The following is a 13,251-nucleotide window of genomic DNA, read 5'->3' on the forward strand; positions in this document are numbered from 1 at the left end:
CAATGATACTTTTATAAAAAATTGAATTATGACTAACCAATCAAATTCGCACACAAACAGGAATGTTTGGATTATTATTCTTGTTGCCTCGTTGGGATATTTTGTCGATATCTACGATCTGATTATTTTCTCGATAGTGCGGGTCAAATCATTTGAAGAAATAGGTGTTTCTCCCCAAGATATGCGTGCCGAAGGTGAATTTGTCTTGAATATGCAGATGGGAGGATTATTGATCGGTGGCGTGATATGGGGCATTATTGGAGATAAGTTTGGTAGACTGAAAGTCTTGTTCGGATCTATTTTATTATACTCCTTGGCCAATATTTACAATGGTTTTGTTCATGATGTGATGACTTATGGTATTATTCGATTTATTGCAGGTATTGGTTTGGCGGGTGAATTGGGGGCTGGAATTACCTTGGTCAGTGAAAGTATGCACAAGTCTAAACGTGGATATGGAACGATGTTGGTGGCTACAGTAGGAGTCTTGGGTGCCGTGTTGGGATATGTTATCTCTGAGCAGTATGATTGGCGTACAGCCTACTTTGTAGGTGGAGGAATGGGATTATTGCTATTATTAATGCGGGTAGGAGCTTTGGAATCGGGTTTATTTAAAACAGCAGAAAGTAAAGCAGTGGTTAAAGGAAAATTTAGTATGCTTTTCACCGATAGGAGCAGATTCAAAAGGTATCTGTACTGCTTATGTATCGGATTGCCCATTTGGTTTGTCGTAGGTGTATTAGTCACCCAAGCTCCGGAAATAGGAAAAGCGTTGCATGCCCCCGAAACACTGAGTGCTGGAAAGGGCGTATTGTTCACCTATCTTGGTATTTCGTTGGGGGATCTATTGGCGGGTTTGTTGGCACAAGTGTTAAAATCTCGGAAAAAGGTCGTATTTCTATGTCAAATGGTTATTCTGATCAGTGCATCTTGGTATTTGCTAAGCGATGGTTTGTCGGAAACCAAATTTATCTGGTTATGTTTTTTTATGGGGCTGGGCATCGGATATTGGGCTACTTTTGTGACGATTTCCGCAGAGCAGTTTGGTACCAATTTAAGAGCTACAGTGGCGACTACCGCACCCAATTTTGTCCGTGGCGCGCTGATACCATCAACGATGTTATATGGGATTCTAGCGAATCAATGGGGGATCATCATTGCGGCTTTTGTCATGATATTTTTATTATCAGGAATTGCCATTTATGCCCTAACACAATTGGAAGAAAGTTTTGATAAAGATTTAAACTATCTGGAAGAGTAGCGTTTTTTTAACGCTTTGGACACTTACTGCATCGATTCCCTTTTTTATATTTCTTGCAACATTTTTTAAAACATGCACATGAAAAAGGAGAAAATGGACTTGATGCTTTTGTGTCAGCACAAAAATCCATTTTCTCCTTTGAAAAAGTATCTTGAAATCCTATTCCTTGCAATTCTAAAGTCTCCATAGTGCAAAGATACACATTATTTATAAACAGTCTAAATAAAAAAAATGTTAAATTACATTTTTTTAAGTAAGTTGTCAATTACCTTAGGATATTGCTGATGCTCCAATTGCTGTCCTTTGAATTTGATCACCTCTAAGGTGTCTTGAGGCTCAACTTTAAATCTTCCTTGATAAATGACTTCACCTTCATCAAAATGCTCATTAGCAAAATGAATCGTGATCCCATGTTCTGTTTCCTTATTTGCCAATACAGCTTGATGCACATGGTCACCATACATCCCTTTTCCACCATATTTAGGTAATAGTGCCGGGTGTATATTGATGATCTTATTGGGGAAAGCTTGTAATAAATTGGTGGGAACTAACCAGAGGAATCCGGCAAGCACAATTAAATCAATATTTAAATTTTTTAGCATTTTAACAATTTCGTCCGATTTGAAAAACTCTTCACGGTCAAATACATGTACAGGTATTTCAAAATTATCAGCCCTTTGGATCACGTAAGCATCGGCATTATTGCTCAATACAATAGCGATTTCGGCATCTTCAGAATATTTAAAATATTCCATTATTTTTTGAGCGTTGGAACCAGAACCTGAAGCGAATATGGCAATACGTTTTTTCACAGTTTAATTGTGTTAAGTGACGTTCTTAAAAAATTTAATCAACCAAACTTACGTTATTTTTTGTAAATAAACTAACATATTGGTGTCATGTGTACAATTTGTCTCGTATATTTAACCTTATTCAGTAGCATTTTATTTTTTTGATCTCATGAGAACATTTACATTCCTATTCCTTGCTTTTTTATTTATATCTGTGAAGCACGTCCATGCGCAAGCACCGAATCAAATCCCTAATTTTTCTTTACAGGACTTGTTTACAAGAAATGATTTTAAGCCTGCAGATCTACCTAAGGACGGACTTATTGTTTTTAATTATTATGATACCGGTTGCGGTCATTGTCAAAAAATGGGAGCAGGCATTGCAGAACAGATGAGCACATTCAGACGTGTTAAATTTTATTTTGTAGCGATGAATGACCTCGAATATGTCGATGGATTTATCAACATGTTTGCGAAAAAGTTGAAACCAGAGCCCAAAGTATCTTTTATCTGGGATCCCAATGGTCAGTTTATCACCTTGTTTAAGCCTACACAGACACCATCGATCTATATCTATGATGCCAAAACAAGAAAATTATTGAAACATTTAGATGGAGTAGATGATGTTAAAGTCTTGCAAGTTGCTTTGCAACAGCTAGCCAGATAGTTTTGCTTGTCGTCTAGTTGTAATTTTTAGAAACAGGAGTCTTTTTTTGATACAACTAATTATAATTATTTGCTATTTTTGCGACATCAAATCAAGATATGAGCGACTCAATTAAACACGAGTGCGGTATAGCACTTATTCGACTGTTAAAGCCCCTTTCTTATTACCAGGAAAAATACGGTACGCCTTACTACGGCATAAACAAATTGTACTTATTGATGGAAAAGCAACACAACCGTGGCCAAGATGGTGCGGGTATTGCGACCATTAAATTCGATGTCAAGCCAGGAAATAGATACATTTCTCGTTATAGAGCGATGGGATCTAGTGCTGTAGCTGATATCTTTGAATACGTACAAAAGAAGTTTGCTTCGGTGCAAAAGGCTTATCCGGAGCAATCTAAAGATACGCAATGGTTAAAAGATAATGTTAGTTTTACCGGAGAGGTATTGCTAGGACACTTGCGTTATGGTACTCATGGAAAAAATAGCATTGAAAGCTGTCATCCTTTTTTAAGACAAAATAACTGGATGTCTCGCAATTTGGTTGTTGCTGGAAATTTCAATATGACCAATGTTGACGAGCTATTGCAACAATTGTATGAATTGGGTCAGCACCCAAAGGAAAAGGCAGATACAGTTACTGTTTTAGAAAAAATCGGACATTTCTTAGATGATGAAAATCAAGACTTATTTGATAAGTTTAAACAAGAAGGATATTCTAATATTGAAATCAGCTCATTAATTGCTCAGAATTTAGATGTTCCGAAAATCTTAACTCGTTCGGCAAAAACTTGGGATGGTGGTTACACGATTGCAGGTATATTTGGTCATGGAGATGCATTTGTGATGCGTGATCCAGCAGGTATCCGTCCAGCTTTCTATTATAAAGACGATGAGGTACTTGTAGTCGCTTCGGAAAGACCGGTTATTCAGACTGCATTTAATATTTCTATCGATAAAGTTCAGGAAATTAAACCTGGTCATGCTTTAATCGCTAAAAAAGATGGTACAGTAACGGAGGAAATGTTTAGAGAGCCTGTGGAACAAAAATCATGTTCTTTTGAACGTATTTATTTCTCTAGAGGCTCAGATGCAGATATTTATAAAGAGCGTAAGCAATTGGGACGTTTGTTATGTCCACAGGTGTTAAACGCTATTGATAATAATATTAAAAACACCGTATTTTCTTTCATCCCTAATACAGCTGAAGTTTCCTACTATGGTTTGATGGATGGAATTAATACTTACGTAAGAGACTTTCAAAAGGATGCACTCTTAAATCGAGCGGATAAGATTGATGATGGTGAGTTAGAAGATATTTTAAGCATTCATCCTCGTTTCGAGAAATTGAATGTTAAAGATGCTAAACTGCGTACTTTCATTACACAAGATGCCGATCGTACAGATATGGTACAGCATGTGTATGATACGACCTACGGTATCGTGAAAGATCATGAAGATACTATTGTAGCCATTGACGACTCGATCGTGAGAGGTACGACTCTAAAGCAAAGTATCTTAACAATTTTGGATCGTTTGAATCCTAAAAAGATTGTTATCGTATCGTCGGCTCCACAGATCCGTTATCCAGATTGTTATGGTATCGATATGTCCAGAATGGGCGAGTTTGTTGCATTTGAAGCTGCAGTTTCTTTATTAAGAAAACGTGGATTAGCCCATATTATTGACGAAGTATATCAGAAATGTTTGGTTTCCATAACAGCTGATATTGATGATATCGACAATTACGTTAAAGAAATTTACGAACCTTTTACAGATGATGAGATTTCCAATGAGATCGCGAGAATCATTACCCCTCATCATTTGAAAGCAGAAGTTAAGGTCATTTTCCAGACATTAGACAATTTGCATATTGCATGTCCTGATCATAAAGGAGATTGGTACTTCTCCGGTAATTATCCAACACCTGGAGGAAATAAAGTCGTCAACAAAGCTTTTATGAACTGGGTTGAAGGTAAAAATGTAAGAGCTTACTTTAGTAATTAATAAGCTTAATCTCTAAAAATAAAAGGCTGATATCAGATGGTATCAGCCTTTTATTTTTATTAGAACTATTTTTTTTACATACGTTTTAAAATAAAATAGAATCCCGCTGCAGTACAGGCTAGCACTGCCGAGGTAGCCCACCAGAGGGTCGTAAATCCAAAAGATCCAACGATATTGGTTCCTAACAGAGGCGAAAAGATATTCGCAGCAGAAAAGGCCAAAGAATTGAACCCCATATAAGCACCCTGTGTTTTGGGTGCCGATCGATTGATGGTCGCTGTCGCCATAAAAGGTAAGGTGAGCATTTCACCTATACCAAATACAAAGAATGTGACATATAGCATGAATAAGCCTGCATGTATGTTGAACATTGCATAAGAGATGGAGCAGAATAATGTTCCAATGACCAATGTTTTTGTAATCGTTAATTTGTTTTCGGCAATATGTACGATAAACATCTCCAATAAAACGATAATCAAGCCACTCCATCCCATTAGAAATCCGATCTCATGTTCATTGAGGTGATGGACTTCGCGATAGAAAATAGGAAGGGTTGATATCAGCTGGAAAAAGCATAGCGAAAATATACAGCATAGGATATTAAAGACAATGAATGGTCCATCTTTATAGGGGTTTCGTTCTTTTTTATTGTGGGATGTAGTCGTGATTGGTGCAGCTTTTAAAGCTTTTAGATTGTTTTTTTCCTTCTTATAGAAGAAGAGAAAAAATACAATTGCAGCCGCTGCTGCCGCCATGGCATTTCCGTAGAAGATCCAATTAAAAGATATGCCAGCCAAAAAACCACCTACTGCCGGTCCGATTGAAAAGCCAAGGTTCACGGCCAAACGATTTAAAGAGAACGCTCGCGTTATATTTTCAGGTTTAGCATAACTGGCTACAGAAACCGAGTTGGCAGGCCTAAATGCATCAAATACAGCGCTCAATACAAAAATCATCATACCCAAAGACTCTACCGTTCTAAAGTATGGTGTGATGAGAAATAAAGGAGCTGCTAAGATTAAACTGAATAGCTGAACTTTGAAACTTCCAAATCGATCTGTCAGCCACCCGCCCACATAGGAGCCACATACAGATCCAAAGCCAAAACACATCAATACAAGGCCTACTTGTTTGATATTAAAATCAAGAGCTTGAGTCATGTAGATCCCTAAAAATGGGATCACCATACTTCCCATTCTGTTGATCAACATTACGATGGCGAGCAACCAGGCGGAGCGGGATAATCCTTTGAAGGATCCGATGTAAATGGATAAAAGTTTTTTCAAGTGAATATGTAAAAAGCCAAAAGAATATAAGATATCCCTTTGGCTAGTTAAAAAAATAGTTATGTTACACCAACTGGGATGCTGCTATCGCATCATTGATTTCATACGTTGAAGCGATGAGGTTCTTTTTACCCGTCGAAGGCTCAAAAATAATATCGATCCGTCCTAAGTTGATACCTGCGAAACCCACTTGATTGACCGCTGTTCTTGTTCCTTTTAAGTTGGTCACAAAAGTGGGTTCTTTCAAGAAGGTATGCGTATGTCCACCAATGATCAAATCAATATCACTTGTTTGAGCTGCTAGTACAAGATCCGATACTTTGTTACTATCGTATTGGTAACCCAAATGCGATAAACAAATAACCAGATCGCACTTGTGCTTTTCCTTAAGCTCTTTTACGACACGATTTGCCACAGCTATTGGATCTAGGTATTTCATCCCTTTGAAGTTATTGGGATCCACCAGCCCTTCAATATCTACCCCAAGACCAAATACACCAATTTTGACTCCTGCTTTTTTGAAGATGGTATAATCTTGTGTTTTTCCTTCCAGCACTGTTCCTGTGAAGTCATAGTTAGCCGTTAAGAAAGGAAATTTAGCATGGTCCAAATATTTGACCAGTCCGTTTAAACCATTATCAAATTCATGATTACCAAATGTACCAGCATCATACCCTAATTTGGTCATGAGGTCAAGTTCTAATTTTCCACCAAATAGGTTGAAATAGGGGGTGCCTTGAAACATATCGCCAGCATCCAGCAATAAGACGTGAGCCTCCTCAGCTCTTACTTTTTTAATGAGGGTACTTCTGCGGGCAACTCCAGCTAATCCCTGATATCTTCCGCCATCCATTGGAAACGGTTCAATTCTACTATGGACATCATTGGTATGGAGAATGGTTAATTTTATTTTTTTAGAACCTGCAAACGAGGTCAGTGGTAAACTACCCAAGGTGGCAACAGCGGAAAGGCCAGCTGCTGTTTTCAGAAAGCTTCTTCTATTTAATGATTTTAACTCTTCCATCTAGTTGCATATTAATTTTTTGACCTTTTTTAGTAAAGTTGGCGATATATTCCATTAAACTTTCTCTCACTTTTTGTGGATAGTCTGTTCTTTTTAGCGCATGAGTAAATAGATCTAAGTTATCACCTCCATTGGCTAAATAATCATAGGTAACGACCTTGTAGATTTTCTGAAGATCAAGATCTTTGCCTTGTATCTGAATGTTCACTGGTTTTTTATCCTGTATCGATAATGTTAAACCGGTAATAGGTTGTCCACCTGTTTCAGCAATGAACGTAGCAAGTTGTTGAATTTGATCTCCATTCAGCTCCATCACAGTCAATTGATTCTCAAAAGGCATGACTTCAAATACACTTTCAATGGTGATATCTCCAGCCTTTATTTCATTGCGAATACCGCCCTTAGTAGCAAATGCGAAGTCCGCCTTATTGTTCACTTTTGCACTAGCCTCTAATAATGCTTGGGTAAAGAAATTACCCATTAAAGTTTCAGGTGCTTTTTCTTTTGTCAATGCCACTTCAGAGTAGCCAATAACGCGATTCATTTCTGCTTGCATTTGCTTTTTGTAGGGACTATAAATCGCTACGATCGCGCTGTCTTCAATAGTGTTTTTATTAATCTCATATTGCTTAAAGTCCTTTTGGGTAGGACTTAATTTTTTGCTACAAGATGTGCTCAGTAGAATAGCTAAAAACCCGAGGGCTACATATTGAAGTTGATGTATAGTTAGTTTCATCATGTAATAAGTGTTTTCGGTACAAATGTAGATAATAAAAGCCTAACATTTTGTTAAGCTTTTATTATCTGTATACAAAAGAAGGCGTTATTTTTAATTTGCAACTTCTGTTTTTTTAATATCTTTTCTGACCACTGCATCTCTTTGATTTCTCAATCGTATCGATTTTCTACGATCTGCAATTGTCGTTTTTGTGATTTTAGCAACCATTTTATTGTTCTTATATAATTTCCAGTTCATCAACAATACGGAAACCAATATAATCACTAAACCTATTACCTGTGTAGAAGTCACGGCATGGCTACTGAAAAAGTAACTTAATACTAATGCAACAATAGGATTTACATATGCATATGTACTCACTTCGGTCGCAGGTCTTACCGATAGCAACCAGATGTAAGAACTAAATGCCAAGATAGATCCAAAAACAATTAAGTACGAGATATTAAACCAATCGATAGGAGTAACCTGCTGAAAGCTGAAACGGGCAAATTCGCCATTTAAACTGGCAACGGTTGTAAATAAAATACCGGCTGTGATCATTTGCCATGCTGTCTTTACCGACACATGTAAATCTTCCTTCTCTTCTTGGTGGCTTTTCTTTTGGTATTTAGAATATAAAGAACCTGCTGTCCAAGCAATAGACCCAAGGACCATAATCACTAAGGCAATAACAGTTATCTCCTTATTGGCAGATGATTTGCTCGCAATGATTTGCTCTACAAACAGTAAAATAACACCACAAAATCCTAGAATCAACCCTGCAATGGTCGATTGACTGCTAAAATTTTCTTTCCACTTTGGTTTATCAAGTATAACAAACCAAATTGCCGCTGCCGCAGCAATAATTGCTGCAACACCACCCGAAACATATTGCTCAGCCCAGATAAGTCCACCCATATCAATAAATAAGAGTAAAAATCCGACAACGATAGAATCGCGAATCGCTCTTTTATTGAATATTTTGTAACCTTTTAATACACAATACCCCATCAGCAATATACTTGCTGTAATAAACCTAAACGAGCCTAAAATGAATGGTGGAAAACTGTGAAGCGCCTTCTCAATAAAGAAAAAAGTTGACCCCCATACAATATACACGACAGCATATGCGAGTATGACCATTAAAGGGCTTGCTTGTTGTACTTTATTATTTAACATCTCTAAATTCCTTTCCTAAATTATTCTGGTATAACTAACTGTTGTTCTTCTTTTACTGTTTGTAACACAATAGTGGTTCGCGTTGAAATGATTCCTTCAATTTTACCTAGCGTGTTACGCATCAGATCGACTAAAGCTGTAGAATCAGCTGTTCTAACTTTGATCAGGTAACCATCATCTCCAGCGATATCATGGACCTCCTGCACCTCAGGTATCTCTGCTAAAAGAATCCCAACTTTCTGTTCCCCAATAATATCGTTTGCTTTGATGAATATAAACGATAATAACTTTTGATCGATTGCCGCTGGATTTATTTTAGCATTGTATTGTAAGATTACATTTTTCTGCTCTAATTTTTTAACACGTTCTAAAATTGCAGAGGGAGCCATGCTCAGTTCTCTTGCAATATCGGCGTTGTTAATCCGTGCATTATCTTGCATTAAACGCAAGATTTTGTAATCTACATGATCTAAATTATATTCTACTTTTGTCATATCGAGTGCAAAGGTAAGTATATTTCGAATAATATTCAAATAATTTAATAAAATTCAGAATATAATTCTATCTCGATTCTTATTTATTGACTTGCTAAGACGCCTATTTAATAGCTTGAGTACTATTTTATATATTCAACTTGTTGAATATTAACGTTTTGTTTTTATTTGAATTATCTTTGGCAATTTTGGCTTCTCATCGAATATTATTCGCCAAAGGTTTCCATGGAATATTTTTCCCGTAATATCTTAATAATATAGCTGGTGCTCAAGGTGACAATCAAACCAATAACACAACCAATAGTCACACAAGCAAAGCGATCGAGTGCTGCCACGTATGATTTTAACTGATGCTCATGAACCACGACGATGATCATCGCTACCATCGCCGTACGTGCCACACTCAAAATGTTAAATAAACGACAGATAGCGACGGATGTAATCACCCCCAAGAGCATAGACCACATCTGCGGAAGGTTGGTGAAGTAAAAGAGTATCCCCGTAGCTGAGCCTATAAAGTTAGATTTTGTTCTGTCAAAAGCAATCTTTGTTGCTTCGGTATCATCCGGAGAAATCACTAAGACAATGGAGATTAAGGTCCATATAGCCGAATATTCAGGAAAGCTGATATACAAAAAGTAACCAATTGAAAAACCAATCAAAATACGGATCAAATAGATGATGAAGTCGGAGTGTAGGCTATATCGCATCAGGGTTTTACGCATCTTACTATATTTTTTTGCAAAAGTACAGCTTATTTGGAGAACCTAAAATCATTATTAATGCGTTTTTATGCATGTTTCATGTAGTTTTTTCATTTTCTTGCAAGATCAATTCTTTTGATTATTTAAAATAGTTAGCTTTGTTTATATAAAATATACCAACTGTGAAGGAAAATATTTCTTTAGATCAATTATCGCAATCTTTGACAGGAGATTTGTATTATGATGATTCAGCATATCACCATACGATCCGAATAGCCTATTCTACGGACGCGTCCGTATATCAGGAATTGCCATTGGCTGTCGCAATACCGAAAAATACCGAAGACATTAAAATTTTACTGCAGTTTGCATCAGCAAATAGCATTACGATTATTCCAAGGACAGCTGGTACCTCATTGGCTGGTCAAGTGGTTGGAAATGGTATTGTCATGGATATCTCCAAGCACTTTAATCAGATTCTTGAACTTAATGTAGCAGAACGTTGGGTTAGGGTCCAGCCAGGTGTCATCCGTGACGATCTCAACCATTACCTCAAACCTTTTGGCTTCATGTTTGGCCCGGAGACTTCAACGGCAAGTAGAGCGATGATTGGCGGGATGATTGGGAATAACTCTTCTGGTTTACATTCCATTGTTTGGGGCGATACGCGACAAAATTTATTATCGGCAGATGTCATATTGGACGACCAGTCTGAGGTCGTTTTTGAAGCCTTGGATGAAGCCTCTTATTTTAAAAAATTAATTCAAAAAGATAGAGAAGGATCAATCTATCGCAAACTGAATGCCTTATTGACGGAAGAAGAAAATATTCAGGCGATAGCGACAGGATATCCTAAACGATCGATTACAAGACGCAATACCGGATATGCACTGGATATGGTCTCTGATAAAACGGTTCCTTTTAATATGTGCCGGTTGTTGGCCGGTTCGGAAGGAACGCTAGCTATTGTTACAGAGGCTAAGTTGCAATTACTGCCGCTACCTCCTCAAGAATTAGGTCTGCTGTGTATTCATTTTGACGATATGATCGCGTGTATGAAAGGAAATGTGATCGCTTTGTCGCATCATCCAGAAGCTTCGGAACTCGTCGATAAGTATATCATGGATTTTACAGTTGGGCACCCAACTTATCAATACAATCGCTTTTTTATTGAAGGTGATCCCAAAGCTTTACTTATTGTCGAGTTTAGGGGCAATACTCCAGATGAAGTGCAAGCTAAGGCGATGGCATTAAAGGCGGAGTTGATCGACAACCATTTAGGTTATGCATATCCTTACATCACCGGAGACCAAACAAATTTGGTTTGGGATGTACGCAAAGCTGGATTGGGCTTGATCCGTAATCTTCCAGGAGATAGTCAGCCAGTCAATCTGATTGAAGATTGTGCCGTTTCTCCCGAAGACTTACCGGCATATGTAGCCGATATTCAAGATTTATTGATTGCAGAAGGAGTTCATGCTTCTTACTATGCCCATGCTGGAGCGGGAGAGCTTCATATTGAGCCTTTTGTCAATTTAAAGACAGAAGCAGGTATTAAGACTTTTCGTTCGATCTTAGAGAAAACAACAGATTTAGTTTTAAAATATAATGGTTCTTTAAGTGGTGAGCATGGTGATGGTCGACTAAGAGGTGAATTTATTGAGAAAGTTTTAGGAAAAAAAGTCTACAGACTCCTCGAGGAAGTGAAGGAAATTTTTGATCCCAAAGGGGTATTCAACGCTAATAAAATTGTGAATACGCCACCAATGGATACTTTTCTTCGCTACGATAATAATAAAAATACGACGCCGATTAAGACTTATTTTGATTTTTCAAAAGAAGAGAGTATCCTGCGCCTTGCTGAAAAATGTTCTGGTTCGGGTGACTGTCGTAAAACAGAGATCACGGGAGGGACGATGTGTCCTTCTTTTATGGCGACACGTGATGAAAAAGATACGACACGTGCACGTGCCAATATGTTACGTCAATTTTTGACAAACTCAGCGAAAGACAACCGTTTTGATCATGAAGAACTAAAAGAAGTGATGGACTTGTGCCTATCATGTAAAGGTTGCAAAACCGAATGTCCTTCTAGTGTTGATGTGGCCAAGATGAAAGCAGAATTTTTACAGCACTATTACGATGAGCACGGTGTACCTTTTCGAGCAAGAGTGATTGCCAATTTTACAGAATCACAGAAATTAGGATCATTCGTTGCTCCCGTGTACAACTTCATTGTTGAAAATGAATGGCTATCCGGTCTTGTTAAAAAAACGATCGGGTTTGCTCCGAAAAGATCATTACCAAAGGTCGCTGGTACGACCTTGACTCAATGGGTAAAAAAACAGCCCGATCATACCAATTTAAAGCGTAAGGTCTACTTATTTGCCGATGAATTTACGGAATATAATGATGCTGAAATTGGTATGACAGCTTATAAATTGCTCACCGCATTGGGATATGAAGTGATCATCCCTAAACATATTCAAAGCGGTCGGACATATCTTTCGAAAGGATTGGTCAAAGAGGCAAAGAAAATAGCCAATAAAAACGTTAATTTTTTGAAAGATCTGATTACTGAAGAGACCCCTTTATTGGGAATAGAACCTTCGGGTATTATTACCTTTAGAGATGAATATCTTGCTTTAGTTGATCCTGAATTATATGAAGACGCAGCAAAACTTGCAAAAAATGCACTAATGTTTGATGAGTTCTTATTAAAAGAGATTCAGGCTGGACGTATTCATAAAGAACAGTTCAGTGCAGAAAATAAGACCATCAAGCTTCATGGTCATTGCTATCAAAAGGCATTTCATTTGGTTGAAACAACCGAAAAGGTCTTGTCATTTCCGATGAATTATAAAGTTGAAGTGATTCCCTCAGGCTGTTGTGGGATGGCAGGTTCGTTTGGATACGAAAAAGAACATTATGAAATCTCCATGAAAGTAGCGGAATTGGTCTTATTGCCCACCATACGCAAGACCGATACGACGACATGGATCGCGGCAGCAGGCACATCTTGCCGACATCAGATAAAAGATGGGGTAGGGCGCCATTCTTATCACCCGGTAGAAATTTTGTATGATGCTTTAATTAAGTAAAAACAAACGTGCTATTT

The 13,251-nt window shown here is 37.6% G+C and carries 11 protein-coding genes; 4 read left to right on the top strand and 7 right to left on the bottom strand.

Going from position 1 to position 13,251, the window contains the following annotated elements:
* Positions 1 to 28 precede the first annotated feature (28 nt).
* Positions 29 to 1,261, top strand: coding sequence for an MFS transporter (locus C8N37_RS11365; protein WP_108158988.1), 1,233 nt, complete (start codon positions 29 to 31; stop codon positions 1,259 to 1,261).
* A gap of 239 nt (positions 1,262 to 1,500) precedes the next feature.
* Here the strand turns inward: C8N37_RS11365 and purN are convergent, their stop codons facing one another.
* Positions 1,501 to 2,073 (bottom strand): phosphoribosylglycinamide formyltransferase, encoded by a 573-nt coding sequence (gene purN / locus C8N37_RS11375; RefSeq protein WP_108158990.1) that lies wholly within the window; start codon positions 2,071 to 2,073, stop codon positions 1,501 to 1,503.
* A 148-nt stretch (positions 2,074 to 2,221) separates the two neighbouring features.
* Here purN and C8N37_RS11380 point away from each other — a divergent pair, with 148 nt between their 5' ends.
* Both C8N37_RS11380 and C8N37_RS11385 read left to right on the top strand, forming a co-directional pair.
* Positions 2,222 to 2,719: a TlpA family protein disulfide reductase gene (locus tag C8N37_RS11380; protein ID WP_108158991.1), complete on the top strand. Its 498-nt coding sequence runs from the start codon at positions 2,222 to 2,224 to the stop codon at positions 2,717 to 2,719.
* Between the two features lie 98 nt (positions 2,720 to 2,817).
* Positions 2,818 to 4,728 carry an amidophosphoribosyltransferase gene (locus tag C8N37_RS11385; RefSeq protein WP_108158992.1) on the top strand — a complete coding sequence of 637 codons (1,911 nt, stop codon included), beginning with the start codon at positions 2,818 to 2,820 and terminating at the stop codon, positions 4,726 to 4,728.
* Between the two features lie 74 nt (positions 4,729 to 4,802).
* On the opposite strand, the gene C8N37_RS11390 is transcribed toward C8N37_RS11385, so the two are convergent.
* From C8N37_RS11390 to C8N37_RS11415, 6 genes are all read right to left on the bottom strand, one after another.
* Entirely contained in the window at positions 4,803 to 6,014 is a 1,212-nt protein-coding gene (locus C8N37_RS11390; RefSeq protein ID WP_108158993.1) for an MFS transporter, read from the bottom strand.
* Between the two features lie 64 nt (positions 6,015 to 6,078).
* The gene (locus tag C8N37_RS11395; RefSeq protein ID WP_108158994.1) at positions 6,079 to 7,038 is read right to left on the bottom strand and encodes a metallophosphoesterase; all 960 of its coding nucleotides are present in this window, start codon (positions 7,036 to 7,038) and stop codon (positions 6,079 to 6,081) included.
* Positions 7,013 to 7,777 carry a 5'-nucleotidase C-terminal domain-containing protein gene (locus tag C8N37_RS11400; RefSeq protein WP_244914401.1) on the bottom strand — a complete coding sequence of 255 codons (765 nt, stop codon included), beginning with the start codon at positions 7,775 to 7,777 and terminating at the stop codon, positions 7,013 to 7,015. The genes C8N37_RS11395 and C8N37_RS11400 overlap by 26 nt, the downstream gene beginning before the upstream one ends.
* A 90-nt stretch (positions 7,778 to 7,867) precedes the next feature.
* Positions 7,868 to 8,935: an EamA family transporter gene (locus C8N37_RS11405; protein ID WP_108158995.1), complete on the bottom strand. Its 1,068-nt coding sequence runs from the start codon at positions 8,933 to 8,935 to the stop codon at positions 7,868 to 7,870.
* 20 nt (positions 8,936 to 8,955) lie between these two features.
* Complete coding sequence (locus tag C8N37_RS11410) at positions 8,956 to 9,429, bottom strand: Lrp/AsnC family transcriptional regulator (RefSeq protein WP_045755826.1); 474 nt, start codon at positions 9,427 to 9,429, stop codon at positions 8,956 to 8,958.
* Between the two features lie 206 nt (positions 9,430 to 9,635).
* Positions 9,636 to 10,154, bottom strand: coding sequence for an FUSC family protein (locus C8N37_RS11415; RefSeq protein WP_108158996.1), 519 nt, complete (start codon positions 10,152 to 10,154; stop codon positions 9,636 to 9,638).
* Positions 10,155 to 10,315: 161 nt separating this feature from the next.
* Between C8N37_RS11415 and C8N37_RS11420 the strand changes: the two genes are divergently transcribed.
* Positions 10,316 to 13,234: an FAD-binding and (Fe-S)-binding domain-containing protein gene (locus tag C8N37_RS11420; protein ID WP_108158997.1), complete on the top strand. Its 2,919-nt coding sequence runs from the start codon at positions 10,316 to 10,318 to the stop codon at positions 13,232 to 13,234.
* The last annotated feature ends 17 nt before the right edge of the window (positions 13,235 to 13,251 follow it).

This window comes from Sphingobacterium faecium, assembly GCF_003054045.1.
Classification (GTDB): domain Bacteria; phylum Bacteroidota; class Bacteroidia; order Sphingobacteriales; family Sphingobacteriaceae; genus Sphingobacterium; species Sphingobacterium faecium.

Excerpts from the sequence above, each read along its gene's own strand:
- C8N37_RS11415 (WP_108158996.1), bottom strand. The coding sequence starts at position 10,154 with ATGCGTAAAACCCTGATGCGATATAGCCTACACTCCGACTTCATCATC.
- C8N37_RS11400 (WP_244914401.1), bottom strand. The coding sequence starts at position 7,777 with ATGATGAAACTAACTATACATCAACTTCAATATGTAGCCCTCGGGTTT.
- C8N37_RS11395 (WP_108158994.1), bottom strand. The coding sequence starts at position 7,038 with ATGGAAGAGTTAAAATCATTAAATAGAAGAAGCTTTCTGAAAACAGCA.
- C8N37_RS11385 (WP_108158992.1), top strand. The coding sequence starts at position 2,818 with ATGAGCGACTCAATTAAACACGAGTGCGGTATAGCACTTATTCGACTG.
- C8N37_RS11405 (WP_108158995.1), bottom strand. The coding sequence starts at position 8,935 with ATGTTAAATAATAAAGTACAACAAGCAAGCCCTTTAATGGTCATACTC.
- C8N37_RS11365 (WP_108158988.1), top strand. The coding sequence starts at position 29 with ATGACTAACCAATCAAATTCGCACACAAACAGGAATGTTTGGATTATT.
- C8N37_RS11380 (WP_108158991.1), top strand. The coding sequence starts at position 2,222 with ATGAGAACATTTACATTCCTATTCCTTGCTTTTTTATTTATATCTGTG.
- C8N37_RS11410 (WP_045755826.1), bottom strand. The coding sequence starts at position 9,429 with ATGACAAAAGTAGAATATAATTTAGATCATGTAGATTACAAAATCTTG.